Raw genomic sequence first — 24,974 nt, forward strand, 5'->3', positions numbered from 1 at the left:
GGCGAAACACCTGAAATCAGACGTTTTCTGATATCAGTACAGAATCGGTGGAGCGGTAGTTCAGTTGGTTAGAATACCTGCCTGTCACGCAGGGGGTCGCGGGTTCGAGCCCCGTCCGTTCCGCCACCCTTTTAGGGGCGTAGTTCAATTGGTAGAGCACCGGTCTCCAAAACCGGGTGTTGGGAGTTCGAGTCTCTCCGCCCCTGCCAGATAGAGAAAAATCCTTTGCTTCGGCAAAGGATTTTTTTTTGCCTGAAATTCAGAAAATCCCTCCTGTAGTGACAATAAATGCCTGATCGATCCGGGATTTTCGTAAAGATTATCGATTATAAAGAGCCGCAAGCGGCTCTTCTGCTGTTTTTATCCGCTTCATTTGGTCAACTGTTGACCGGGTGTTTGATGAGTTGGCGAATGTGTGATTCCTGATCGCTACTCTGCAACCAGACGGCGTAAAGAGGCCTGATGACGAGAGCCGTATCCTGCACGGGAAGAAGTTCGCCATATTCCGCGTCCCAGAAGTCTGGCAAAAATGCGCACGCTCCGGTCGTATGCAGCAGCTGACGAGTTAAGTGTGCTGAAGTTGTAGTCAGCACCGGTATGTCATCGGCACCGGCCAGATAGTTTTCATGTTGATGAAAATCCGCACCCCATTCCAGCTTAATGTAGTCATATTTCTCCTTTTTCTCTGATTTTCGCGATCGGAAGAGCGTCAGTGAAATATGACCGATTTGATGGCTTGTCAACTCATCCATTTTGGGCGCTTCGGTGGTGATCAGCAGGTCAAGCTGGCGCTCATGCAGCTGCTTAACCAACAGATGGCGTTGAGCAACGCGAGCCTCAAGATGCAGGCTCTCATGTTGTTCATAGAGCGTTTGCAGCCAGGGGGTCAGGTATGCCTCCCAGAGCGAAGCGCTTGCCCCAATCGACAGCTCATGATGTTGTTGGGTGTGCGATACCTCCTTTTTAGCCATCTGCCAGGTGTTCATCAGGCTCTCGGCGTAGGGCAGTAAACGCTCCCCTGCTGAGGTTAGTCTGATATTGTTGCGATGTCGGGTAAACAGGTTCACTCCCAGCTGATTTTCAAGCTGTCGGATGCGAAAACTGACCGCGGACTGTGTCAGATAAAGTGCTTCTGCAGCACGTCCAAAGTGGCGAGTTCTGCTCACTTCAAGAAAGGTTTTTAGTAATTCCGTATCCACAGCGATCTCCTGAAAAACATTTGTCGTTATGATTTAAATGTTTTGTTTTACACTCTGTCAAGCCTATCTAATACTCCGCGCCATAAATAGCTCGGCCTTAAAAGAGTTAGGAGCGTGTAAAATGGCGGAAAGCTTCGCAACAACCAGTCGTTTTTTTGATAACAAACACTATCCCCGCGGGTTTTCCCGGCACGGAGATTTCACCATTAAAGAAGCCCAACTTCTTGAGCGTCATGGTTATGCTTTTAACGAGCTGGATCTGGCAAAGCGTGAGCCGACGACGGAAGAAGAGCGTCTGTTTATTGAGGTGTGCCGCGGCGTGCGCGAACCGCAAACCGAGGCAGAAAGAGTCTGGTCTAAGTACATGACCCGTATTCAACGTCCCAAGCGTTTTCATACCCTTTCAGGCGGTAAACCGCAAATGGAAGGCGTTGAAGACTATTCGGATAGTGACGATTAAGATGAAGGGGCTTCGGCCCCTTTTTCATGCCGGCTACTCCAGGCTTTTCTGCAGATGAATCAGCAAGCGATCCATTCCCCGATAACTCACCGCTTCAAGTAAATGTTCCCGGTTAATTTCGCGTTTCTCCGCCAGATCGGCAATGGTTCGTGCAACCTTCAGAATACGTTGCCAGGCTCTTATCGATAACCCCAGCTGATTGAGTACCTGCTCCAGCCATTCGGCATCTTCACTCTGTAATGCGCAGTAGTCTTTGATCTCGTGATGACTCATCAGAGCGTTGACTTTCCCCACGCGCTTCAGCTGACGAGCCCGAGCGTTGATGACGCGTTGCCGCACCGTGCTACTGGATTCACTGTCGCTCCTCTGCGCGCTTAATGTTCCTGTCGGCAGCAGTGGGACTTCCAGTGAAAGATCAAAACGGTCAAGGAAGGGGCCGGACAAGCGGCTCAGATAGCGCAGCGTCTGCTGCGGAGAGCTGCGATTGTGGGGGCCGTTATAGTATCCCGTCGGGCTGGGGTTCATCGCCGCGACCAGCTGGAATCGGGCCGGATAGGTCACTTTCGCTCTGGCTCGTGATATACCGATCTCGCCGGACTCCAGCGGCTCACGCAGCGCGTCCAGCGCGCGGCGTTCAAACTCCGGCAGCTCATCAAGAAACAGCACGCCGTTATGTGCCAGTGATATCTCACCGGGTTTTGGCAACGCGCCGCCGCCCACCAGGGCAAATAGCGACGCGCTGTGATGGGGAGAGCGGAACGGCCGCTGACGCCAGTGGGAACGCATATCATCGCTCCTGACGAGGCTGGCGATACAGGCACTCTCCAGCGCCTCTCGATCGTTTAACGGCGGCATAAGGCTGTTCAGACGCGTTGCCAGCATGGTCTTACCGGTACCGGGTGGGCCGATAAGCAGCAGGTTGTGCCCGCCGGCAGCAGCGATCTCCAGCGCGCGCTTGGCCTGCTGCTGACCGATAACTTCCTGCAGGTCCCCTTCAGCAGGCGGCAGGTCATCATGCTGTACTGATGCATGCTCCAGCTGAGCTCCGCCGTGTAAAAAGGCGCAGACTTCCAGTAAATCGCGTGCGAGTAAATTGTCACCCTGCTGTATCAAACCCACCTCGGTCAGATTCTCCATTGGGAGGATCAGCTGCCTGCCGGCTTCCTGAGCTGCCAGTGCGGCCGGGATAACCGCCTGTACGCCGCGTAGAGCGCCTGTCAGGGCCAGTTCCCCCAGGAACTCATATTGCGTCAGTTTCTCTGCAGGTATTTGTTCTGAGGCCGCGAGAATGGCGATCGCAATAGGAAGATCGAATCTTCCCCCTTCTTTGGGTAAATCGGCCGGGGCCAGGTTAACGGTAATGCGCTTCGCCGGGAATGAAAATCCACAGTTAATAATGGCGCTGCGCACCCGGTCTCTGGCCTCTTTGACGGCCGTTTCAGGTAAACCCACCATGGAAAGTGCGGGGAGCCCGCTACTCAAATGGACTTCAACACAAACCTGCGGTGCCTGAATGCCAATCGCCGCGCGAGTGTAAGCAACAGATAGCGACATGGAGCCTCCTTTTGGTGCCACTGTGCGCAACAATTGCCAACCTGGCGACCAGCAGAAGGGATTGCTGTGAGGTGAATCGGGAGCTATTTAGTCCGGGTGCAGGGTCTTTCATCCCGCTGCGAGCCGGCGTGTGAATTCCACTATGTGGGATTAAAGCCATCGCGCCGGGTGACTATTGAAAAAAACTCAACATCCTGTTATCCACTGAATAACAAAAGTTTTTTCTTTAATTGCGTACGAGGTCATAAAATAAAATGATGAAAAAAGTTGAACAGGCCGGCGCAACTGTGATAACTGTATAGACATTAATTCGAACAAGTGAATTTAAAGAATCCAAATGAAAGCCCTTCTACGAGTCATTAGCCTAGTCGTCATTAGCGTCGTCGTGATTATTATCACGCCGTGCGGGGCTACGCTCGGAGAAAGAAAGGCTTAAAAATCAAGTCTGAATTCGAAAGAACCCCCGCACCGAAAGGTCCGGGGGTTTTTTTTTGGCAAGACATAACGTGTGAGGAACATAAGATGAACAGTAGCATAAAATGCTGTTGTTCCCAGCAAGAGGCGGGGGAATAACTATGAATGGTGCACAGTGGGTGGTTCAAGCTTTGCGTGCACAGGGAGTCGAGACAGTATTCGGCTATCCTGGTGGAGCAATTATGCCGGTCTATGACGCGCTCTATGACGGCGGTGTCGAACACCTACTGTGCCGCCACGAGCAGGGTGCAGCCATGGCCGCTATCGGCTTTGCCCGTGCAACTGGAAAAGTCGGCGTGTGCATCGCCACTTCTGGCCCCGGCGCGACCAACCTGATTACCGGTCTTGCCGACGCGCTGCTGGATTCGGTCCCCATTGTTGCCATCACCGGTCAGGTCTCTTCTGCGGTCATGGGCACCGACGCCTTCCAGGAGATCGACGTTCTCGGCCTCTCGCTGGCCTGTACCAAGCACAGTTTCCTGGTGGAATCGCTCGATGAGCTGCCGAGCGTGATGGCTGAAGCCTTTGCCATCGCCAAATCGGGCCGTCCTGGTCCCGTTCTGGTTGATATTCCTAAGGACATCCAGCTGGCCAGCGGCGATCTGACTGCCCATCTGCTGCCGGTTGAGCAGGAACAGGATCATCCTCACGCTGAACTTCAGCAGGCCCGTCATTTGCTGGCACAGTCGCAAAAGCCGATTTTATACGTGGGTGGCGGTGTGGGTATGGCCGATGCAGTGCATGCGCTGCGCGCCTTCGCTAATGAAACCGGAATCCCCACCGTTGCGACGTTAAAAGGTCTGGGAACGCCGGATATGGAAGATGAATGCTATCTCGGCATGCTGGGTATGCACGGCACCAAAGCCGCGAACCTCGCCGTTCAGCAGTGCGATCTGCTGATTGCCGTCGGTGCCCGCTTTGACGACCGGGTGACCGGCAAGCTGGACACCTTCGCGCCGCACGCCAGCGTTATTCATATGGATATCGACCCGGCGGAGCTGAATAAGCTGCGCCGTGCGCACGTTGCCCTGCAGGGCGATCTGAACAAGCTGCTGCCGGATCTTTATCAGCCGGTTGAGATCGCCGCCTGGCGCGAAGAGATCAAGGCGCTGAAAGCCGATCACGGCTGGCGTTACGATCACCCGGGCGAAGCTATTTTTGCTCCGCTGTTCCTGAAGCAGCTGTCGGACCGCAAATCGGCGAGCAGCGTAGTCACCACCGATGTCGGCCAGCACCAGATGTGGGCGGCGCAGCATATGAGTTTTACCCGCCCGGAGAATTTCATCACCTCCAGCGGCCTGGGCACGATGGGCTTTGGCCTGCCGGCGGCCGTGGGCGCACAGGTCGCCCGCCCGAATGATACCGTGATCTGCGTATCCGGTGACGGGTCATTCATGATGAATGTACAGGAGCTGGGCACCATCAAGCGCAAACAGCTGCCGGTGAAAATCGTGCTGCTGGATAACCAGCGCCTGGGCATGGTGCGTCAGTGGCAGCAGTTGTTCTTTGAAGAGCGTTATAGCGAAACCAATCTCTCAGATAACCCGGACTTTCTCACACTGGCCAGCGCTTTCAATATTCCCGGCCAGCGCATTACCCGTAAAGATCAGGTCGACGCCGCATTAGACGCTTTGCTGCACAGTGAAGGGCCATACATGCTCCACGTCGCGATTGACGAGCATGAGAACGTCTGGCCTCTGGTACCACCCGGTGCCAGCAACGAAAATATGATGGAGAAAACCTCATGATGCAGCATCAATTGTCTATCGAAGCGCGTTTTCGCCCGGAAATACTGGAGCGCATTTTACGTGTTATCCGCCACCGTGGTTTTCAGGTGTGCACGATGAATATGGCTTCGCTGGCGAATACCGACAATATTAATATTGAATTGACCGTTGCCAGCCAGCGCTCTGTCGATTTACTGTCAACGCAGTTAAGTAAACTGATGGACGTTGCATGCGTTCAGGTTCAACAACAGACAACACAACAAATCCGCGCTTAAGCGGGCAAGGAAATAAGAATGACGAAGAAAGCTGACTTTATCTGGTTTAATGGCGAGATGGTGAAGTGGGAAGAGGCGAAGGTGAGCGTCATGTCCCATGCACTGCATTACGGTACCTCCGTATTTGAAGGCGTCCGTTGCTATGACTCGCACAAAGGACCAGTAGTCTTCCGCCATCGTGAACACATGCAGCGCCTGCGCGATTCTGCCAAAATTTACCGTTTCCCGGTCAGCCAGAGCGTTGACGAGCTGATGGAAGCGTGCCGCGAAACCCTGCGCAAGAATAACCTGAAAAGCGCGTATATTCGTCCGCTGGTCTTTGTAGGCGACGTGGGTCTGGGCGTGAACCCGCCAGATGGCTACAGCACTGATGTGATCATCGCCGCGTTCCCGTGGGGTGCTTACCTGGGTGCTGAAGCACTGGAGCAGGGCATCGATGCCATGGTTTCTTCCTGGAATCGTGTTGCACCAAACACCCTGCCAACCGCCGCGAAAGCCGGTGGTAACTATCTGTCTTCCCTGCTGGTCGGCAGCGAAGCACGCCGCCATGGCTATCAGGAAGGTATCGCACTGGACACTCAGGGCTACATTTCTGAAGGTGCCGGCGAGAACCTGTTTGAAGTGAAAGACGGTATTCTGTTCACCCCTCCGTTCACGTCTTCGGCCCTGCCGGGTATTACCCGTGACGCGATTATCAAACTGGCGCAGGATCTGGGTATTGAAGTTCGTGAGCAGGTACTCTCTCGCGAATCGCTGTACCTGGCGGATGAAGTGTTCATGTCCGGTACTGCGGCAGAAATTACACCGGTTCGTAGCGTCGATGGCATCCAGGTGGGTGCAGGTAAACGCGGTCCGGTCACTGAGCGTATCCAGTCTGCATTCTTCGGTCTGTTCACTGGCGAAACTGAAGATAAATGGGGTTGGCTGGATCCGGTTAACTCATAAGAACTGTGCATTTTCTCGGGCGTCAGTTGACGCCCGCGTACCATCGATTTCTGGAGTAATAGAGCATGCCTAAGTACCGTTCCGCTACCACCACTCATGGGCGCAATATGGCGGGTGCCCGTGCCCTGTGGCGCGCCACAGGAATGACCGATGATGACTTCGGTAAGCCGATTATTGCGGTCGTGAACTCCTTTACGCAGTTCGTGCCGGGCCACGTTCACCTGCGCGATCTGGGTAAACTGGTCGCTGAGCAGATCGAAGCGTCTGGCGGCGTGGCGAAAGAGTTTAATACCATCGCCGTTGATGATGGTATCGCCATGGGCCATGGCGGCATGCTCTATTCTCTGCCGTCACGTGAACTGATCGCCGACTCGGTCGAATACATGGTTAACGCACACTGTGCCGATGCCATGGTCTGTATCTCGAACTGCGACAAAATCACCCCGGGAATGCTGATGGCCTCGCTGCGCCTGAACATTCCGGTGATCTTCGTTTCCGGCGGTCCGATGGAAGCCGGTAAAACCAAGCTGTCAGATAAAATCATCAAGCTGGACCTCGTTGATGCCATGATTCAGGGTGCAAACCCTAATGTCAGCGATGCAGAGAGCGACCAGATTGAACGTTCTGCCTGTCCAACCTGCGGTTCCTGCTCCGGTATGTTTACCGCTAACTCAATGAACTGCCTGACCGAAGCGCTGGGTCTGTCCCAGCCGGGTAACGGCTCGCTGCTGGCGACGCACGCAGACCGTAAAGAGCTTTTCCTGAACGCCGGTCGCCGCATTGTTGCCCTGACCAAACGTTACTACGAGCAGGATGACGAAACGGCATTGCCGCGCAGCATCGCCAGTAGGGCGGCGTTTGAAAACGCCATTACGCTGGATATCGCCATGGGCGGTTCAACCAACACCGTTCTGCACCTGCTGGCTGCCGCACAGGAAGGCGAAATCGATTTCGATATTTCTGACATCGACCGTTTGTCCCGCCTGGTGCCGCATTTGTGTAAGGTAGCGCCAAGCACGCAGAAATATCACATGGAAGACGTCCACCGTGCCGGTGGCGTACTCGGTATTCTGGGCGAGCTGGATCGCGCTGGTCTGTTGGATAACAGCGTGCGTAACATCCTCGGTCTGAGCCTGCGTGAAACGCTGGACCAGTACGACATCATGCTGACCAAAGACGAAGCGGTGAAGAAAATGTTCCGCGCTGGCCCGGCAGGTATCCGTACCACGCAGGCATTCTCGCAGGACTGCCGTTGGGATACGCTGGATGACGATCGTCAGGAAGGCTGTATCCGTTCACGCGAATTCGCCTTCAGTCAGGATGGGGGTCTGGCCGTACTGTACGGCAACCTGGCAGAAAACGGCTGTATCGTTAAAACGGCGGGCGTAGATGAAGGCAGCCTGGTGTTCAGCGGCCCGGCGAAAGTGTATGAAAGCCAGGATGATGCGGTTGCCGCGATCCTCGGTAGCAAAGTGGTTGCCGGCGATGTTGTGGTGATTCGCTACGAAGGGCCAAAAGGCGGCCCGGGCATGCAGGAAATGCTGTATCCGACGACCTATCTGAAATCGATGGGGCTGGGTAAAGCGTGTGCGCTGATCACCGATGGCCGTTTCTCCGGCGGTACTTCCGGTCTGTCGATTGGTCACGCGTCTCCGGAAGCGGCCAGCGGCGGCATGATGGCGCTGGTAAAAGACGGCGATATCATCAATATCGATATTCCGCAGCGCAGCATCGTACTGGCCGTGCCGGATAATGAACTGGCTGCACGTCGCCTGGAAGAAGAAGCCCGCGGTGATGAGGCTTATACGCCACACGGCCGTGAGCGTCAGGTTTCCTTTGCTCTGCGCGCCTACGCCACTCTGGCAACCAGCGCCGACAAAGGTGCCGTCCGCGATAAGAGCAAGCTGGGAGGCTAAAGATATGGCTGAGTCTCAACCGCTACCCGCACAGCCCTGTGGTGCGGAGTATCTGCGCGCGGTGCTTCGCGCGCCGGTGTATGAAGTCGCACAGGTAACGCCGCTGCAGAAAATGGAGAAAATCTCCTCGCGCCTCGGCAATACTATTCTGGTTAAGCGTGAAGATCGCCAGCCGGTTCACAGCTTTAAGCTTCGCGGTGCCTACGCAATGATTGCCGGGCTAACCGAAGAGCAAAAGGCGCGGGGCGTTGTCACTGCGTCTGCGGGAAATCATGCTCAGGGCGTGGCGCTATCCGCGACCAAACTGGGTATTAAATCCCTGATTGTTATGCCGGTTGCCACGGCGGACATCAAGGTAGACGCGGTGCGGGCATTTGGCGGTGAGGCTTACCTGTACGGTGCTAACTTTGATGAAGCGAAAGCCAAGGCGATAGAGCTGTCGGAACAGCAGGGCTATACCTTTGTTCCGCCATTCGATCACCCGATGGTGATCGCCGGGCAGGGTACGCTGGCGATGGAGCTGCTGCAGCAGGATGCGCATCTCGATCGCGTCTTTGTACCGGTGGGCGGTGGCGGTCTGGCCGCCGGCGTCGCGGTGCTGATTAAGCAGCTGATGCCGCAGATTAAGGTTATCGCTGTGGAATCGACCGACTCGGCCTGCCTCAAAGCGGCGCTGGATGCCGGACAGCCGGTCGATCTGCCTCGCGTTGGGCTGTTTGCTGAAGGCGTGGCGGTGAAGCGGATTGGCAGTGAAACCTTCCGTCTGTGTCAGGAATACATCGACGACATCGTGACCGTAGACAGCGATGCTATCTGCGCGGCGATGAAGGATCTGTTTGACGATGTGCGTGCGGTGGCCGAACCTTCCGGTGCACTGGCGCTGGCCGGGATGAAAAAATACATCCAGCAGCACCAGATCAAAGGTGAACGCCTGGCGCATGTGCTTTCAGGGGCGAACGTAAACTTTCACGGTTTGCGATACGTCTCAGAGCGCTGCGAGTTGGGCGAGCAGCGTGAGGCGCTGCTGGCCGTTACCATTCCGGAACAGCAGGGTAGCTTCCTGCGTTTCTGCCAGCTGCTTGGCGGCCGTTCCGTCACGGAGTTTAACTATCGCTATGCCAACGCCGATGACGCCTGTATTTTTGTCGGCGTCCGGCTGACCCGCGGGCTTGAGGAACGCCAGGAGATTCTGGAGCTTCTTACCGAGGGTGGCTACAAGGTGGTCGATCTGTCCGATGACGAGATGGCGAAACTGCACGTGCGCTATATGGTCGGTGGTCGTCCATCCAAGCCGCTGCGCGAAAGGCTGTTCAGCTTCGAATTCCCGGAAGCGCCGGGGGCGCTGCTGCGCTTCCTGCAAACGCTGGGAACGCACTGGAATATCTCGCTGTTCCACTACCGCAGCCACGGTACCGATTTTGGTCGCGTGCTGGCCGCCTTTGAACTGAGCGACAATGAACCACAGTTCGAAGAGCATCTGGCGGCGCTGGGCTATGATTTCCACGATGAAACCAGCAACCCGGCGTTCCGCTTCTTCCTTGCCGGTTAAAGCAGATTCCAGAACGCATCAATAAGCGGCTCGGTGAGCCGCTTTTTTTGTACGCAAACACCCAGTTCGAACGGCGCAACCATCTCCACGTCTTCCAGTTCCAGAATACGGTTACGAATCGGTTCCGGGCTGTTCTCCAGCACCACATCCGGCAGCAGCGCGATACCACAGCCCAGCGCCACCATCGAAACAATCGCTTCATGCCCGGATACCGTGGCGTATATTTGCGGGTTGGCAATACGGCGATGGCGAAACCACAGGTCGATACGGCGGCGCGATGGCCCCTGCGCGGGCAGAATAAATGGGATCTGCGCCCAGTCCGGCTCTGCCAGGGTTGCCTGGTTACGTACCGGGCAGGGCAGTGCGGGCGCAATCAATACCAGCGGGATCAGCCCCAGCGGCATAAAGCCAATGCTGGCGGGCAGCGTCTCCGGGCGGCCGGCGATGGCGATATCCACTTCGTTTGACTGCACTTTCTCCACCGCATCGGCGGCATCGCCGGTGGTCAGCTTGATTTCGACCAGCGGATGCTCCGCGCGAAAGCGGTCGAGAATGGGCGGCAGGTGGCTGTAAGCGGCGGTCACCGAACAGAACAGCCGCAGCTCACCGCTCAGCGATGGGCCATTCTGCCCGATGGCGTGGCGCATCTGCTGATACTGCAACAGCGTCTGTTGAGCGAACTGGCGCAGGCGCTCACCGGCATCGGTCAGGGTGACGGTGCGGTTATCGCGCAGGAACAGCGCCTGGCCCAGGTCCTCTTCCAGCCGCTGGATCTGCCGGGAGAGCGTGGAGGGGCTGACGTGCATGGCGCGCGCACTGCGTCCGAAATGGCGGCTCTCTGCCAGATGAAGGAATAATTTCAGGTCGCGCAAATCCATGGAATCGGGCCTCGTTTTTACGTTGCAGAACATGCAATGTCACGTTGTTAATATATCAATTTCAGCAATAGATTTCCTGTCATATGATAGGGTCTATTCAGGGCGGAGAAATCGACAGCCCGGACAACAAATAAAACGCGAACACAACCTCAGGAGTGCCCATGTCTAACTATTTCAACACTTTGAACCTGCGCAACCAGTTAGCGCAATTAGGTAAATGCCGCTTCATGGCGCGCGAAGAATTTGCTGATGAAGCAAGCTACCTGAAAGGTAAAAAAGTCGTCATCGTTGGCTGTGGTGCCCAGGGTCTGAACCAGGGTCTGAACATGCGCGATTCTGGCCTGAATATCTCTTATGCTCTGCGTGCAGAAGCGATCGCTGAGAAACGCGCTTCATGGCGTAAAGCGACCGAAAACGGTTTCCAGGTTGGCACTTACGAAGATCTGATCCCACAGGCGGACCTGGTCGTTAACCTGACTCCGGACAAGCAGCACTCTTCAGTTGTTCAGGCCGTTCAGCCGCTGATGAAAGACGGCGCTGCGCTGGGCTACTCTCACGGTTTCAACATCGTTGAAGTGGGTGAGCAGATCCGTAAAGACATCACCGTAGTGATGGTAGCGCCGAAGTGCCCGGGTACGGAAGTGCGTGAAGAATACAAGCGTGGCTTCGGTGTTCCAACGCTGATCGCGGTTCACCCGGAAAACGATCCGAAAGGCGAAGGCATGGCGATTGCTAAAGCCTGGGCAGCAGCAACCGGCGGTCACCGTGCGGGCGTGCTGGAATCCTCTTTCGTCGCGGAAGTGAAATCTGACCTGATGGGCGAGCAGACTATCCTGTGCGGTATGCTGCAGGCCGGTTCTCTGCTGTGCTTCGACAAGCTGGTGGCGGAAGGTACTGATGCGACTTACGCAGAAAAACTGATTCAGTTCGGCTGGGAAACCATCACCGAAGCCCTGAAGCAGGGCGGTATCACGCTGATGATGGATCGCCTGTCTAACCCGGCTAAACTGCGTGCCTATGCGCTGTCCGAGCAGCTGAAAACCATTATGGCTCCGCTGTTCCAGAAGCACATGGATGACATCATCTCCGGTGAATTCTCTTCCGGTATGATGGCTGACTGGGCTAACGACGACAAAAACCTGCTGGGCTGGCGTGAAGAGACCGGTAAAACCGCATTCGAAACCGCAGCACAGTTCGAAGGCAAAATTGCCGAGCAGACCTACTTCGACGAAGGCGTGGTCATGGTAGCTATGGTTAAAGCGGGCGTTGAGCTGGCGTTTGAAACCATGCTGGATGCCGGCATCATCGAAGAGTCAGCCTACTACGAATCACTGCACGAGCTGCCGCTGATTGCGAACACCATCGCACGTAAGCGTCTGTACGAAATGAACGTGGTTATCTCTGATACCGCAGAATACGGTAACTACCTGTTCTCCTACGCGGCAGTACCGCTGCTGAAAGAGTTCATGACCACGCTGCAGGCCGGCGATCTGGGTAAAGCGGCAAGCACGTCTACTACCGTTGATAACGCGCAGCTGCGCGACGTTAACGAAGCGATTCGCCAGCACCCAATCGAATCCGTGGGCCGCACCCTGCGTGGCTACATGACCGATATGAAACGTATCGCAGTAGCAGGCTAATGTTCTCTGCGGATTAATCCTCCGCCAGAGCGAAAAATGGCACCCTCGGGTGCCATTTTTTTATTTGCGGTACAGTACTTTAATGATGTGGTAGCCGAACTGAGTATGCAGCGGGCCCTGCGGCTCGATCAGCGGGCAGGAGAACACCACTTTATCGAATGCCGGTACCATCGCACCCTGTTTAAACTCGCCCAGATGCCCGCCTTTTTTCCCTGAAGGGCAGGTAGAGTGTTTCTTCGCCAGCTTTTCAAAATCACCACCCTGTTTCAGCTGTTCCAGCAGATCCAGTGCCAGTTTCTCTTCTTTAACCAGAATGTGCAGTGCTGCTGCCATCTTCGCCATGTTGCTCTCCATAATCATCAGTTGTCAGCCCAGTGGGCCGGATGGCGCTTACTATACCTGCTCGCTCTTCCCGGCGCGACAGGGGTATTTAATGCCATATCGGCCAGGTGGTTGAATGATGATCTCGTCATCGTGTTCAGTGCGTGTTTTCTGACTGCTCTACAGGCAGGCTTTCTTTGGGTATACTTCCTGCCTGTTTTACTAGTGGAATAATCAAGCTATGCGTCTGAATCCTGGTCAGCAACACGCCGTCGAATTTGTTACCGGACCCTGTCTGGTACTGGCTGGAGCCGGGTCGGGTAAGACGCGTGTTATCACCAATAAAATTGCACATCTGATCCGCGAATGTGGCTATCAGGCACGGCACATAGCCGCCGTGACCTTTACCAATAAAGCCTCGCGCGAGATGAAAGAGCGCGTGGCGCAGACGCTGGGGCGCAAAGAAGCGCGCGGTCTGATGATCTCAACCTTCCACACCCTCGGCCTGGAAATCATCAAGCGTGAATATGCCGCGCTGGGGATGAAATCTAATTTCTCGCTGTTTGACGATCAGGACCAGCTGGCGCTGTTGAAGGATTTGACCGAGGAGTGGCTGGAAAATGATAAAAACCTGCTCCAGCTGCTGACTTCGACGATCTCAAACTGGAAAAACGATCTGCTGGATCCGCCTCGCGCCGCCGCAGGTGCGCAGTCCGAGCGCGACAAGCTCTTTGCCCACTGCTACGCGCTGTATGACAAGCATCTGAAGTCCTGCAACGTGCTGGATTTCGACGATCTGATCCTGCTGCCCACGCTGCTGTTCCAGCGTAACCTGGAAGTGCGCGAACGCTGGCAGCAGCGCATCCGTTATCTGCTGGTGGATGAATATCAGGACACCAATACCAGCCAGTACGAGCTGGTTAAGCTGCTGGTAGGCAGCCGTGCGCGCTTTACCGTGGTAGGGGATGATGACCAGTCTATCTACTCCTGGCGCGGGGCGCGGCCACAGAATCTGGTGCTGCTGAAAGAGGATTTCCCGGCGTTGCAGGTGATCAAGCTCGAACAGAATTACCGTTCGTCTGAACGCATCCTGAAAGCGGCGAATATCCTGATTGCCAACAATCCGCACGTCTTCGAAAAGCGTCTTTTCTCCGAGCTGGGCTATGGAGCGGAGCTCAAGGTGGTGATGGCCAACCATGAAGAGCACGAGGCCGAGCGGGTGGCGGGCGAGCTGATTGCACACCACTTTATCAATAAGACCCAGTACAAAGATTACGCCATTCTTTATCGCGGCAATCACCAGTCGCGGGTGTTTGAAAAAATGCTGATGCAGAACCGCATTCCGTATCGGATATCCGGCGGTACCTCGTTCTTCTCGCGCCCGGAGATCAAAGACCTGCTGGCCTATCTGCGGGTGTTGACCAATGCCGATGACGACAGCGCCTTTATGCGCATCGTGAATACGCCCCGGCGCGAAATCGGATCGGCCACGCTGCAAAAGCTGGGTGAATGGGCGATGCAGCGCAACAAAAGCCTGTTTACCGCCAGCTTTGACATGGGGCTGAGCCAGACGCTGACCGGCCGCGGGCTTGAGTCACTGCAGCGTTTCACCCACTGGCTGCAGGAGATCGCCCGACTGGCGGAGCGGGAGCCGGTCGCGGCCGTGCGCGACCTGATCCACGGCATCGACTATGAAAGCTGGCTGTTTGAAACCTCAGCCAGTCCGAAAGCGGCCGAAATGCGCATGAAAAACGTCAATACGCTGTTTCAGTGGATGACGGAAATGCTGGAAGGCAGCGATATTGATGAACCGATGACGCTGACTCAGGTGGTCACCCGCTTTACCCTGCGCGATATGATGGAGCGCGGCGAAAGCGAAGAAGAAGCCGATCAGGTCCAGCTGATGACGCTGCATGCGTCCAAAGGCCTTGAGTTCCCCTATGTCTTCCTCGTGGGTATGGAAGAGGGGCTGTTGCCCCATCAGAGCAGCATTGATGAAAACAACGTCGAGGAAGAGCGCCGCCTGGCCTATGTTGGCATCACTCGCGCGCAGAAAGAACTGACCTTCACCCTGTGTCGTGAGCGGCGTCAGTACGGCGAGCTGATTCGCCCGGAACCCAGCCGTTTTCTGCTGGAGCTGCCGCAGGATGATTTGCAATGGGAGCGAGAGCGCAAGGTGGTTACCGCGGAAGAGCGGATGCAAACCGGCCAAAGTCGGGTAGCCGGTCTGCGGGCGATGCTGGATAAAGCAAAAAAATAATACGCGATATCAGACGACGGTCAGATTCCAGTGAACGTAGCTTTGCCAGTGAACTTCCTGCTCCAGCAGCTCGGCGCGCAGCGGGTGCGCGCGTAGCCAGCCGGCGGGCAGCGTCAGATTCAGCGTATCATCATCGGCCTGTAAACGGACCGCAGGCAGCGTATTATCGCGACGACGACTGGAGAAGATAATCGCCAGGCGAAGCAGGCGGCACAAGCGCTCAGCAACGCGCGGCGGTACGGCATTTTGCTGGCTTAACAGCGCCAGATCGATGCCGTTGACCTGGTTCTGCAGCAGAGTGGCCAGCAGTTTTTTCTGCGCGGGCGTAAAGCCGGGCAGATCGAGATGGCGCACCAGATAGGCCGAATGCTGTGGAGCCTGGCGGAAGTCGACGCTCAGGCCAATTTCATGGATTAAACAGGCACTTTCCAGCAGGTCGCGGCTCAGGTCGTCCAGCTTCCAGCCGTGGCTGACCTGGCGGGTGAAACTTTCTGCCAGCTGGCGCACCCGTTCCGCCTGCTCCACATCGATAGCGAAGCGGCGCTGAATATTGTGCAGGGTACGCTTGCGGATATCGCGATCGACCGGCAGATGCAGCATGCCGTACACCAGGCCTTCGCGCAGTGCGCCGCCGGCCAGCGTCATGCTGCTGATATTCAGCTCGGTGAAAATGGCAATCAGGATAGACAGCCCGCTCGGGAATACCAGAGCACGCTCCAGCGTCAGGCCTTCGATTTCCAGCTCTTCCAGCTTTCCGCACTGAATGGCACGCTGTTTAAGCTGCTGCAGCTTGTTCAGGGTGATGCGTTCATCCATTCCCTGCGCCATCATGATTTCCTGCAGCGCCTGCACGGTGCCGGAAGCGCCCACGCACACCTGCCAGCCGTGTTCACGCAGAACGCCCGCTATCGGGCGGATCATTTCACGGGCAGCTTCTTCGGCCTGAGCGAAATTCTCTTTTCCCAGATGGCGATCGGTAAAATAACGCTCCAGCCAGGTGACGCAGCCCATCGACAGGCTGAACAGCGAGGTCGTCTGCGAACCTTTGCCGGTGACCAGTTCCGTACTGCCGCCGCCAATATCAACGACCAGGCGTTTATCGGAACCGCCAGTCGTATGGGCGACGCCCTGATAAATCAGCCGGGCTTCCTCCTCACCGCTGATCACATTGATCGGGCAGTTGAGGATTTTCCTGGCCTTAACCAGAAAGCTGTCGGCGTTGACGGCGATACGCAGCGTGGCGGTGGCCACGACGCGAATTTGCTCGGGGGGAATATCCTGCAGCTGTTCTGAAAACAGCCGCAGACACTGCCAGCCACGCTCCATGGCTTCTTCCGAGAGATGGCTGCTGCCGTCAAGACCGGCAGCCAGACGCACTTTACGCTTGATGCGGGCAATGGTCTGGATACTGCCAGCCACCTCGCGCACCACCAACATATGAAAACTGTTCGATCCCAGATCGATTGCTGCATAGAGTGATGACGCGCTGAGCATAGAGACGTTAACCTGAGCGTTTGCGGTTAGGGTTTCGCGGTGCGCTACCACGGCGATTGTTATTACCCCCACGGCGCAGATTGTTGCCTGTGCGGTTACGGGTTAAGCGTTTTGGCGGCGGCAGTTCATTCATCAGCGCATCGCTGTTATAGCGGCTGACCGGAATGCTGTGACCAATATACTCTTCAATCGCCGGCAGGTTCAGCGCGTACTCTTCACAGGCCAGGCTGATTGAGTGCCCGTTAGCGCCGGCGCGGCCGGTACGTCCGATGCGGTGAACGTAATCTTCGCGATCGTCAGGCAGATCGTAGTTAAACACGTGCGTGACCGCAGGAATGTGTAAACCACGGGCGGCCACGTCGGTCGCCACCAGGATATCCACATCACCTTTGGTGAAATCGTCCAGAATGCGCAGGCGTTTTTTCTGCGCTACGTCACCAGTCAGCAGACCGACGCGATGACCATCGGCGGCCAGATGGCCCCAGATATCTTCGCAGCGATGCTTGGTATTGGCGAAAATGATTGCCCGGTCAGGCCACTCTTCTTCCAGCAGCGTTTGCAGCAAACGCATTTTTTCTTCATTGGAAGGGTAGAACAGCTCTTCTTTAATACGGTGCCCGGTTTTCTGCTCAGGTTCGACTTCAACGTACTCGGCGTTGTTCATGTTTTCGAAGGCCAGCTCGCGTACGCGGAACGACAGCGTTGCGGAGAACAGCATGTTCAGGCGCTGGTTAGCGGCAGGCATGCGGCGGAACAGCCAGCGGATATCTTTAATAAAGCCGAGGTCGAACATGCGATCGGCTTCGTCGAGAACGACAACCTGAATAGCACCTAAATTAACGTGATTTTGTTTCGCGTAATCGATTAAACGGCCCGTGGTGCCAATCAGAATATCGACACCGTTTTCCAGCACTTTCAGCTGCTTATCATAACCATCGCCACCGTAGGCAAGGCCAAGTTTCAGCCCGGTAACCTGCGCCAGCGGTTCCGCATCCGCGTGGATCTGAACGGCCAGTTCACGCGTCGGAGCCAGAATCAGCGCGCGCGGTTGGTTAACCTGGCGGCCTTCCGGAGCAGGGTGAGAAAGAAGATGATGAAACGTTGACGTTAAAAACGCCATCGTTTTGCCCGTACCGGTTTGCGCCTGACCTGCTACATCACGCCCGGAGAGCGTAAAAGGTAATGCCAGCGCCTGAATAGGCGTGCAATTATGAAACCCTTTATTATCAAGAGCTTCAATGACCTGAGGATGCAGGGCGAAGTCGGAAAACTTCTTTTCGGTTAAGTGTGTTTTGCTCATAGTGTGGTAGAATATCAGCTAAGTATTGCTTTACGAAAGCATATCCGTTGAAATAAAAGCAGTGAAATTGTTAACCCGATGCTGCTTAACGCTACATCATCAAGATTAAGATAATCCCCCTGGAGTAAACATGAGCGCTCAAATTGTTCACCTGTCCGATGATAGCTTCGAAACTGATGTCCTGAAAGCTGATGGTTTAACGCTGGTAGACTTCTGGGCAGAATGGTGTGGCCCTTGCAAGATGATTGCCCCGATCCTGAACGAAGTTGCCGAAGAGTATGAAGGCAAACTGACTATTGCCAAGCTCAACATTGATGAGCACCCGGCTACCGCGCCCAAATACGGCATCCGCGGTATCCCAACGCTGCTGCTGTTTAAAGGCGGCGAAGTCATTGCGACCAAAGTCGGCGCACTGTCTAAAGGTCAGCTCAAAGAGTTCCTGAACGCGAACCTGGGCTAATCATGCTTTGCCGGCGGCTTGCGGTTTGGAATTTTTCTCAGACCGCTAGACGACCGGCATTAAGCGTGCTAAGTTAAATCCACTGCACGACGAACTTACCTTGTAGTTTGCACCTTATAGAATGACTCCTTGTTGAACACTGTATTCATCAGAATCTTACAGCCATTCAGCAATCTGACGGTTAGTATCTATTGATTTTCCGGTTTCTTGTCCTCACCGTCCCTTCGTTTCAGATCTGCGTTTTCCTGCACGTGATCATCGAGCGGACTTCGGAATCAAGAGCCAATTAAACAGGCATGGATCTTTCGCCATACCATTTACGACAAACAATTCAAGTTTTACCCCGAGTTTAAGAACCCACCATTATGAATCTTACCGAATTAAAAAATACGCCGGTTTCAGACCTGATTACCCTCGGCGAAAATATGGGGCTGGAAAACCTGGCGCGCTTGCGCAAACAGGACATCATTTTCGCCATCCTCAAGCAGCATGCTAAAAGTGGCGAAGACATCTTCGGCGATGGCGTACTCGAGATACTCCAGGACGGATTTGGTTTCCTCCGCTCCGGAGACAGTTCCTACCTCGCAGGCCCCGATGATATCTACGTTTCCCCCAGCCAAATCCGCCGCTTCAACCTCCGCACTGGTGACTCCATCTCTGGCAAGATCCGTCCGCCAAAAGAGGGTGAGCGTTACTTTGCGCTGCTGAAAGTTAACGAAGTTAACTACGACAAACCGGAAAATGCGCGTAGCAAAATCCTGTTTGAAAACTTAACCCCGCTGCATGCGAATTCTCGTCTGCGTATGGAGCGTGGTAACGGGTCGACTGAAGACCTTACCGCACGCGTGCTGGATCTGGCATCACCGATTGGCCGTGGCCAGCGTGGCCTGATCGTGGCACCGCCGAAAGCCGGTAAAACCATGCTGCTGCAGAATATCGCGCAGAGCATCGCCTACAACCATCCTGACTGCGTGCTGATGGTGCTGCTGATTGACGAACGTCCGGAAGAAGTGACCGAGATGCAGCGTCTGGTTAAAGGTGAAGTGATTGCTTCTACCTTTGACGAACCGGCATCACGCCACGTTCAGGTTGCTGAGATGGTGATCGAGAAGGCCAAGCGCCTGGTTGAGCATAAAAAGGATGTGATCATCCTGCTGGACTCGATCACTCGTCTGGCGCGTGCCTACAACACCGTTGTTCCTGCCTCTGGTAAGGTACTGACCGGTGGTGTTGATGCTAACGCCCTGCATCGTCCAAAGCGTTTCTTCGGTGCTGCACGTAACGTTGAAGAGGGCGGAAGCCTGACCATCATCGCTACCGCGCTGGTCGATACCGGTTCTAAAATGGATGAAGTTATCTACGAAGAATTCAAAGGTACCGGCAACATGGAGCTGCATCTCGCGCGTAAAATCGCCGAGAAGCGCGTCTTCCCTGCGATCGACTATAATCGTTCAGGTACGCGTAAAGAAGAGCTGCTTACCACATCCGAAGAGCTGCAGAAAATGTGGATCCTGCGCAAAATCATTCACCCAATGGGCGAAATCGACGCAATGGAATTCCTCATTAACAAACTGGCGATGACCAAAACCAACGACGAATTCTTCGACATGATGAAACGTTCGTAATGGTTTGATGATGCTTTGAAAGCGGCGCGTCACTAAAGCGTTGCCGTTTTCGCTGTCTTCGCCAAAAAACAAACTCGGGTAACGCCACGCTTAGTCGTGGCGTTTTTTGTTTTTGACCTATACGCTAGCCGGTTAAAGGAGAACTAAACCTGGTGTATGGTGCAGGACTGCAATGAGACGTCGTTAATCTTGCTCGTCCTGATCGATAAAATCAGAATTACACGGATGATTATGGCACTATTTTTGCTTATAACATTACGCAATTCTTCGCAGAGAGCTGATTAATGTGAATTTACTCAATATGAGTACTGAGCTTGCACTAACTTTTTTATTTTCGCTGGCATTTCTATTTGTTGCCCGTAAGGCAGCCAAAAAAATCGGTCTGGTTGACAGGCCCAACTACCGTAAGCGCCATCAGGGTGTGATCCCGCTGGTGGGCGGCATATCCGTCTTTGCCGGCAGCTGCTTCGCTTTTGCCATTTCTGATTACTATATTCCCCATTTCCTGCTTTATCTGGGGTGCGCAGGCAGCCTGGTGCTGGTTGGCGCCCTGGATGACCGCTTTGATATCAGCGTGAAGCTTCGCGCCGTGGTTCAGGCTGGCGTCGCCGTGGTGATGATGGTGAAGGCCAAACTGTATCTGTTCAGCCTGGGCCATATTTTTGGCCCCTGGGAGCTGGTCGTTGGCCCGTTTGGCTACGTGCTCACGCTGTTTGCCGTCTGGGCCGCGATTAACGCCTTTAATATGGTTGACGGTATTGATGGTCTGCTGGGCGGCCTTTCCTGCGTTTCTTTTATGGCGATGGGCATCATTCTGCTGTTCGACGGCCAGACCAGCCTGGCGATGTGGTGTTTCACGATGATCGCCGCCATTGTTCCCTATATCCTGCTTAATCTCGGTATGTGCGGTGGTCGTTACAAAGTCTTTATGGGCGATGCGGGCAGCACCCTGATCGGCTTCACGATTATCTGGATCCTGCTGGCGGCAACTCAGGGGGATAGCCATCCAATTACGCCGGTTACCGCGCTGTGGTTAATCGCTATTCCTTTGATGGATATGGTCGCTATTATGTATCGCCGTCTCAGCAAAGGGATGAGTCCTTTTTCGGCAGATCGTCAGCATATTCATCATCTTATCATGCGTGCCGGCTTTACCTCGCGGCAGGCTTTTATGCTGATAACGCTGGCGGCCGCGCTGCTGGCGGCGATCGGTGTTTTAGGGGAATATCTGAGCTTTACCCCGGAATGGGTCATGCTGATCCTGTTTTTGCTGGCTTTTATGCTTTACGGCTACTGTATAAAGCGCGCCTGGCGCGTAGCGAGGATGATCAAACGTTTGAAGCGTCGCCTGCGTAATAACAATAACGACAGCTAAACTTTTTAACTGATTGAATAGATGCCCTGACAATAAGGAAATGATGTATGACCCATCCTGTTGCTGCCGATAACGAGCTGGATATCCGCGGTCTTTGCTGCGCGCTATGGCGCGGTAAATTCTGGATTATTGGCGGAGGTGTGCTGTTTGCTCTGCTGGCCTGGATTTACACGCTGCTGGTCACGCCGAAATGGAGCACCACGGCGATCACCGATCGACCCACGGTTAACATGCTGTCCGGTTTCTACTCCCAGCAGCAGTTCCTGAATAACCTGGATCAGCGTGCTGGTAATCTCAGCCTGAACGCGCCACAGCCCACGGTGATGGATGAAGCCTACCAGGAATTTATCATGCAGCTTTCCGCCTGGGATACCCGGCGCGACTTCTGGCTGCAGTCCGATTACTACAAGCAGCGCCAAACCGGCAGCGCGCGGGAAAATGCGGCGCTGCTGGATGAATTGATTGCCAACATCCAGTTCCAGCCTGCAGACGCGGCGAAGAACATCAATGACACCGTTAAGCTGATAGCCGAAACCTCCGGGGATGCGAATACACTTCTCCGCCAGTACGTGGCTTTTGCCAATGCGCGTGCTACGACCCATCTTAATGAAGAGGTGACCGGAGCCTGGGCAGCACGCAGTATCCAGCTGAAAGCGCAGATCAAGCGGCAGGAAGCCGTTGCCACCGCCATTTATGACCGTGAGATCCACAGCGTCGAGCAGGCGCTGAAGATTGCCCAGCAGCAGGGCTTTGAACAGACTAAAACCGATACGCCTTCCGAACAGCTCCCGGATTCCGAGCTGTTCCTGCTGGGGCGGCCAATGCTGCAGGCGCGGCTGGAAAATCTTCGCGCCAGCGGCCCTTCTTACGATGTTGAGTACGATCAGAACCGTGCCATGCTGGCCACGCTTAACGTCGGTCCCACGCTGGTGAAATCATTCCAGACCTGGCGCTATCTGCGCACGCCGGAAGAGCCGGTCACCCGCGACAGCCCGCGTCGTCTGTTATTGATGATTATGTGGGGGGCGGTAGGTGCCCTGACCGGCGCCGGGACCGCGCTGATACGCCGGCCTCGCAAGGGTCATGTTGTTAATCAACGGACCAATTGAGAGCGTGACGGTGAAAGTATTAACGGTTTTTGGCACGCGCCCTGAGGCGATAAAAATGGCCCCGCTGGTCCATGCGCTGGCGCAGGACGGTGAAATCGAGTCACGCCTGTGCGTCACCGCCCAGCATCGGGAGATGCTGGATCAGGTGCTGCATCTGTTCTCACTGGTGCCGGATTACGATCTGAATATCATGCGTCCGGGGCAGGGGCTGACCGAAATCACCAGCCGCATCCTCGAAGGGCTGAAAACGGTGTTTGCCGACTTTACTCCCGACGTGGTGCTGGTTCATGGCGATACCACCACCACGCTGGCCGCCAGCCTGGCGGCGTTTTATCACCGTATCCCCGTCGGGCATATTGAAGCCGGCCTACGTACCGGGGATCTTTACTCCCCCTGGCCTGAAGAAGCCAACCGCACGCTGACCGGGCACCTCGCCAGCTACCACTTTGCGCCAACGGAACGTTCCCGGCAGAACCTGATGCGTGAAAACCTGCCTGACTCGCGGATTTTTGTTACCGGCAATACGGTAATTGATGCGCTGTTTTGGGTACGGGACCGCGTGCTGAGTGATGACAGCCTGCGCACCAGTCTGGCGGCCCGCTATCCGTTCCTGGATGCCGATAAGAAGCTGCTGCTGGTGACTGGGCACCGGCGGGAAAGCTTTGGCGGCGGTTTTGAGCGCATTTGTAACGCACTGGCGGAAATCGCCCGCCTGCATCCGCAGCTGCAGATTGTCTACCCGGTCCACCTCAATCCGAACGTCAGTGAGCCGGTGAATCGCATCCTGAGAGGTATCGACAACATCATTCTGATCGAGCCGCAGGAGTACCTGCCGTTTGTCTGGCTGATGGACAGAGCATGGCTGATCCTGACCGATTCCGGTGGCATTCAGGAAGAGGCGCCGTCGCTGGGTAAACCGGTGCTGGTGATGCGTGATGCTACCGAACGTCCTGAAGCGATTGAAGCGGGTACGGTGAGGCTGGTGGGGACCGACGGTGCCAGAATAGTCAGTGAAGTGACCCGCCTGCTGACCGATGAGGCCGCCTGGCAAACGATGAGTCACGCACATAATCCTTACGGCGACGGACTCGCCTGCCAGCGCATTGTGCAGGCACTAAAAAATAACCGGATGACATTATGAATTTCAACACCATTTCAGTTATCGGCCTGGGATATATTGGCCTGCCGACCGCCGCAGCTTTTGCCTCACGCCAGAAGCAGGTTATTGGCATCGACGTGAATGCCCACGCGGTGGACACCATCAATCGCGGTGAGATCCATATCGTTGAACCCGATCTCGATCGGGTGGTAAAAGCCGCCGTTGAGGGCGGATTTTTACGTGCCGCCACCCGGCCCGAACCCGCTGATGCCTTTCTGATCGCCGTTCCTACGCCGTTTGAAGGGGACCATCAGCCCGATATGTCCTATGTGCGCGCCGCTGCGGTCTCGGTTGCGCCGGTATTGAAGAAAGGCGACCTGGTGATCCTGGAGTCCACATCGCCGGTGGGTGCCACGGAGCAGATGGCCGAGTGGCTGGCCAGTGAACGCCCCGATCTGACCTTCCCGCAGCAGGCGGGCGACGCGTCGGATATCCACGTTGCCTACTGTCCGGAACGCGTGCTGCCGGGACAGGTCATGGTTGAGCTGTTTAAAAACGATCGGGCGATCGGCGGCATGACCGCCACCAGTTCGCAGCGGGCCTGCGACCTCTACAACCTGTTTCTTGAAGGCGAGTGCGTGGTCACCAACGCCCGCACCGCTGAAATGTGTAAATTAACCGAGAACAGCTTCCGCGACGTTAACATTGCCTTTGCCAACGAGCTCTCGCTGATCTGCGCCGAGCAGAAGATTAATGTCTGGGAGTTAATCCGCCTGGCTAACCGCCATCCGCGGGTGAATATCCTGCAGCCCGGGCCGGGCGTTGGCGGCCACTGTATCGCCGTCGACCCGTGGTTTATCGTCGCGCAAAACCCGCAGCAGTCGCGTTTAATCCGCACCGCTCGCGAAGTGAACGACGCCAAACCCCACTGGGTGCTGGAGCAGGTGAAGCAGCAGGTGGCGGAGTGCCTGATGGTGAGTAATAAGCGCGCCAGCGAACTCAAGGTTGCCTGCTTTGGCCTGGCGTTCAAACCGGACATCGACGATCTGCGGGAAAGTCCGGCCATGCAGGTCACCCGGCTGATTGCCGACTGGCATCAGGGCAGCACGCTGGTGGTGGAGCCGCACGTACAGCAGCTACCGGAAAAGCTGCGGGACAAAGTCACACTGCTGGCGCTGGACGATGCGCTCCTTCAGGCGGATGTCCTGGTGATGCTGGTCGATCACCGCCAGTTCAAAGCCATTCAACCGGAAGCCGTGCAGCAGCGTTTTATCGTGGATACCAAAGGCGTGTGGCGATGATTAATGCGCCCGC

At 55.5% G+C, this 24,974-nt stretch carries 21 protein-coding genes and 2 tRNA genes; 17 read left to right on the forward strand and 6 right to left on the reverse strand.

The features are described from left to right. The first annotated feature begins 49 nt into the window (after nucleotides 1–49). Together PGH32_RS23690 and PGH32_RS23695 are read left to right on the forward strand one after the other, a co-directional pair. A tRNA-Asp gene (locus PGH32_RS23690) sits at nucleotides 50–126 on the forward strand. A gap of 7 nt (nucleotides 127–133) precedes the next feature. After that, nucleotides 134–209, forward strand: a tRNA-Trp gene (locus tag PGH32_RS23695). A gap of 168 nt (nucleotides 210–377) precedes the next feature. On the opposite strand, the gene hdfR is transcribed toward PGH32_RS23695, so the two are convergent. After that, on the reverse strand, nucleotides 378–1,199 hold the full coding sequence (gene hdfR / locus PGH32_RS23700; RefSeq protein WP_314426786.1) for an HTH-type transcriptional regulator HdfR: 822 nt from the start codon (nucleotides 1,197–1,199) through the stop codon (nucleotides 378–380). Nucleotides 1,200–1,320: 121 nt separating this feature from the next. Here hdfR and PGH32_RS23705 point away from each other — a divergent pair, with 121 nt between their 5' ends. After that, complete coding sequence (locus PGH32_RS23705) at nucleotides 1,321–1,659, forward strand: DUF413 domain-containing protein (protein WP_123337767.1); 339 nt, start codon at nucleotides 1,321–1,323, stop codon at nucleotides 1,657–1,659. 33 nt (nucleotides 1,660–1,692) lie between these two features. Here PGH32_RS23705 and PGH32_RS23710 read toward each other — a convergent pair whose 3' ends face one another. Next, nucleotides 1,693–3,213 (reverse strand): YifB family Mg chelatase-like AAA ATPase, encoded by a 1,521-nt coding sequence (locus tag PGH32_RS23710; protein WP_314426784.1) that lies wholly within the window; start codon nucleotides 3,211–3,213, stop codon nucleotides 1,693–1,695. 337 nt (nucleotides 3,214–3,550) lie between these two features. Between PGH32_RS23710 and ilvL the strand changes: the two genes are divergently transcribed. The 6 genes from ilvL to ilvA all read left to right on the forward strand — a co-directional run bounded on the left by ilvL (nucleotide 3,551) and on the right by ilvA (nucleotide 10,099). Further along, nucleotides 3,551–3,649 (forward strand): ilv operon leader peptide, encoded by a 99-nt coding sequence (gene ilvL / locus PGH32_RS23715; RefSeq protein ID WP_105595116.1) that lies wholly within the window; start codon nucleotides 3,551–3,553, stop codon nucleotides 3,647–3,649. Nucleotides 3,650–3,788: 139 nt separating this feature from the next. Beyond that, nucleotides 3,789–5,435, forward strand: a complete 1,647-nt coding sequence (ilvG, locus tag PGH32_RS23720; RefSeq protein ID WP_337895359.1) for an acetolactate synthase 2 catalytic subunit — start codon at nucleotides 3,789–3,791, stop codon at nucleotides 5,433–5,435. Continuing rightward, nucleotides 5,432–5,689, forward strand: coding sequence for an acetolactate synthase 2 small subunit (gene ilvM / locus PGH32_RS23725; RefSeq protein ID WP_123337773.1), 258 nt, complete (start codon nucleotides 5,432–5,434; stop codon nucleotides 5,687–5,689). Before ilvG ends, ilvM begins: the two co-directional genes overlap by 4 nt. Before the next feature lie 18 nt (nucleotides 5,690–5,707). Further along, on the forward strand, nucleotides 5,708–6,634 hold the full coding sequence (locus PGH32_RS23730; protein ID WP_314426779.1) for a branched-chain amino acid transaminase: 927 nt from the start codon (nucleotides 5,708–5,710) through the stop codon (nucleotides 6,632–6,634). Nucleotides 6,635–6,699: 65 nt separating this feature from the next. Beyond that, complete coding sequence (gene ilvD / locus PGH32_RS23735; RefSeq protein ID WP_314426776.1) at nucleotides 6,700–8,550, forward strand: dihydroxy-acid dehydratase; 1,851 nt, start codon at nucleotides 6,700–6,702, stop codon at nucleotides 8,548–8,550. A gap of 4 nt (nucleotides 8,551–8,554) precedes the next feature. Continuing rightward, complete coding sequence (gene ilvA, locus PGH32_RS23740) at nucleotides 8,555–10,099, forward strand: threonine ammonia-lyase, biosynthetic (protein WP_337895360.1); 1,545 nt, start codon at nucleotides 8,555–8,557, stop codon at nucleotides 10,097–10,099. Here ilvA and ilvY read toward each other — a convergent pair. Beyond that, complete coding sequence (gene ilvY, locus PGH32_RS23745) at nucleotides 10,096–10,977, reverse strand: HTH-type transcriptional activator IlvY (protein WP_337895361.1); 882 nt, start codon at nucleotides 10,975–10,977, stop codon at nucleotides 10,096–10,098. The genes ilvA and ilvY overlap by 4 nt on opposite strands. Before the next feature lie 161 nt (nucleotides 10,978–11,138). Here ilvY and ilvC point away from each other — a divergent pair, with 161 nt between their 5' ends. Continuing rightward, a complete protein-coding gene (gene ilvC, locus PGH32_RS23750; protein WP_314426770.1) occupies nucleotides 11,139–12,617 on the forward strand; it encodes a ketol-acid reductoisomerase in 1,479 nt (492 codons plus the stop codon). A 60-nt stretch (nucleotides 12,618–12,677) separates the two neighbouring features. On the opposite strand, the gene ppiC is transcribed toward ilvC, so the two are convergent. Then, nucleotides 12,678–12,959, reverse strand: coding sequence for a peptidylprolyl isomerase PpiC (ppiC, locus tag PGH32_RS23755; protein WP_105595124.1), 282 nt, complete (start codon nucleotides 12,957–12,959; stop codon nucleotides 12,678–12,680). Between the two features lie 220 nt (nucleotides 12,960–13,179). On the opposite strand from ppiC, the gene rep reads away from it, so the two are divergent. Beyond that, nucleotides 13,180–15,198, forward strand: a complete 2,019-nt coding sequence (rep, locus tag PGH32_RS23760) for a DNA helicase Rep (protein WP_314426766.1) — start codon at nucleotides 13,180–13,182, stop codon at nucleotides 15,196–15,198. 9 nt (nucleotides 15,199–15,207) lie between these two features. Here rep and gppA read toward each other — a convergent pair whose 3' ends face one another. Continuing rightward, nucleotides 15,208–16,692 (reverse strand): guanosine-5'-triphosphate,3'-diphosphate diphosphatase, encoded by a 1,485-nt coding sequence (gppA, locus tag PGH32_RS23765; protein WP_314426763.1) that lies wholly within the window; start codon nucleotides 16,690–16,692, stop codon nucleotides 15,208–15,210. Between the two features lie 7 nt (nucleotides 16,693–16,699). Then, a complete protein-coding gene (gene rhlB / locus PGH32_RS23770; RefSeq protein ID WP_314426757.1) occupies nucleotides 16,700–17,992 on the reverse strand; it encodes an ATP-dependent RNA helicase RhlB in 1,293 nt (430 codons plus the stop codon). A 130-nt stretch (nucleotides 17,993–18,122) separates the two neighbouring features. Here rhlB and trxA point away from each other — a divergent pair, with 130 nt between their 5' ends. From trxA to wecC, 6 genes are all read left to right on the forward strand, one after another. Then, nucleotides 18,123–18,452, forward strand: coding sequence for a thioredoxin TrxA (trxA, locus tag PGH32_RS23775; protein WP_123337791.1), 330 nt, complete (start codon nucleotides 18,123–18,125; stop codon nucleotides 18,450–18,452). A gap of 365 nt (nucleotides 18,453–18,817) precedes the next feature. After that, on the forward strand, nucleotides 18,818–20,077 hold the full coding sequence (gene rho, locus PGH32_RS23780) for a transcription termination factor Rho (protein WP_314426754.1): 1,260 nt from the start codon (nucleotides 18,818–18,820) through the stop codon (nucleotides 20,075–20,077). A 286-nt stretch (nucleotides 20,078–20,363) separates the two neighbouring features. Further along, the gene (gene wecA, locus PGH32_RS23785) at nucleotides 20,364–21,452 is read left to right on the forward strand and encodes a UDP-N-acetylglucosamine--undecaprenyl-phosphate N-acetylglucosaminephosphotransferase (protein WP_314426751.1); all 1,089 of its coding nucleotides are present in this window, start codon (nucleotides 20,364–20,366) and stop codon (nucleotides 21,450–21,452) included. A 47-nt stretch (nucleotides 21,453–21,499) separates the two neighbouring features. After that, entirely contained in the window at nucleotides 21,500–22,561 is a 1,062-nt protein-coding gene (gene wzzE, locus PGH32_RS23790; RefSeq protein ID WP_123337795.1) for an ECA polysaccharide chain length modulation protein, read from the forward strand. 10 nt (nucleotides 22,562–22,571) lie between these two features. Next, on the forward strand, nucleotides 22,572–23,702 hold the full coding sequence (wecB, locus tag PGH32_RS23795) for a non-hydrolyzing UDP-N-acetylglucosamine 2-epimerase (protein WP_314426746.1): 1,131 nt from the start codon (nucleotides 22,572–22,574) through the stop codon (nucleotides 23,700–23,702). After that, nucleotides 23,699–24,961, forward strand: a complete 1,263-nt coding sequence (gene wecC / locus PGH32_RS23800; RefSeq protein WP_337895362.1) for a UDP-N-acetyl-D-mannosamine dehydrogenase — start codon at nucleotides 23,699–23,701, stop codon at nucleotides 24,959–24,961. The genes wecB and wecC overlap by 4 nt, the downstream gene beginning before the upstream one ends. Nucleotides 24,962–24,974 lie beyond the last annotated feature (13 nt).

This window comes from Erwinia sp. SLM-02 (assembly GCF_037450285.1).
GTDB lineage: Bacteria > Pseudomonadota > Gammaproteobacteria > Enterobacterales > Enterobacteriaceae > Erwinia.

Coding starts and splice junctions, on each gene's coding strand:
- PGH32_RS23710 (WP_314426784.1), bottom strand. CDS start 3,213: ATGTCGCTATCTGTTGCTTACACTCGCGCGGCGATTGGCATTCAGGCA.
- ilvL (WP_105595116.1), top strand. CDS start 3,551: ATGAAAGCCCTTCTACGAGTCATTAGCCTAGTCGTCATTAGCGTCGTC.
- ppiC (WP_105595124.1), bottom strand. CDS start 12,959: ATGGCGAAGATGGCAGCAGCACTGCACATTCTGGTTAAAGAAGAGAAA.
- rep (WP_314426766.1), top strand. CDS start 13,180: ATGCGTCTGAATCCTGGTCAGCAACACGCCGTCGAATTTGTTACCGGA.
- ilvM (WP_123337773.1), top strand. CDS start 5,432: ATGATGCAGCATCAATTGTCTATCGAAGCGCGTTTTCGCCCGGAAATA.
- gppA (WP_314426763.1), bottom strand. CDS start 16,692: ATGCTCAGCGCGTCATCACTCTATGCAGCAATCGATCTGGGATCGAAC.
- ilvA (WP_337895360.1), top strand. CDS start 8,555: ATGGCTGAGTCTCAACCGCTACCCGCACAGCCCTGTGGTGCGGAGTAT.
- PGH32_RS23730 (WP_314426779.1), top strand. CDS start 5,708: ATGACGAAGAAAGCTGACTTTATCTGGTTTAATGGCGAGATGGTGAAG.
- ilvG (WP_337895359.1), top strand. CDS start 3,789: ATGAATGGTGCACAGTGGGTGGTTCAAGCTTTGCGTGCACAGGGAGTC.
- PGH32_RS23705 (WP_123337767.1), top strand. CDS start 1,321: ATGGCGGAAAGCTTCGCAACAACCAGTCGTTTTTTTGATAACAAACAC.
- ilvY (WP_337895361.1), bottom strand. CDS start 10,977: ATGGATTTGCGCGACCTGAAATTATTCCTTCATCTGGCAGAGAGCCGC.
- rhlB (WP_314426757.1), bottom strand. CDS start 17,992: ATGAGCAAAACACACTTAACCGAAAAGAAGTTTTCCGACTTCGCCCTG.
- wecC (WP_337895362.1), top strand. CDS start 23,699: ATGAATTTCAACACCATTTCAGTTATCGGCCTGGGATATATTGGCCTG.
- ilvD (WP_314426776.1), top strand. CDS start 6,700: ATGCCTAAGTACCGTTCCGCTACCACCACTCATGGGCGCAATATGGCG.
- rho (WP_314426754.1), top strand. CDS start 18,818: ATGAATCTTACCGAATTAAAAAATACGCCGGTTTCAGACCTGATTACC.
- wzzE (WP_123337795.1), top strand. CDS start 21,500: ATGACCCATCCTGTTGCTGCCGATAACGAGCTGGATATCCGCGGTCTT.
- ilvC (WP_314426770.1), top strand. CDS start 11,139: ATGTCTAACTATTTCAACACTTTGAACCTGCGCAACCAGTTAGCGCAA.
- trxA (WP_123337791.1), top strand. CDS start 18,123: ATGAGCGCTCAAATTGTTCACCTGTCCGATGATAGCTTCGAAACTGAT.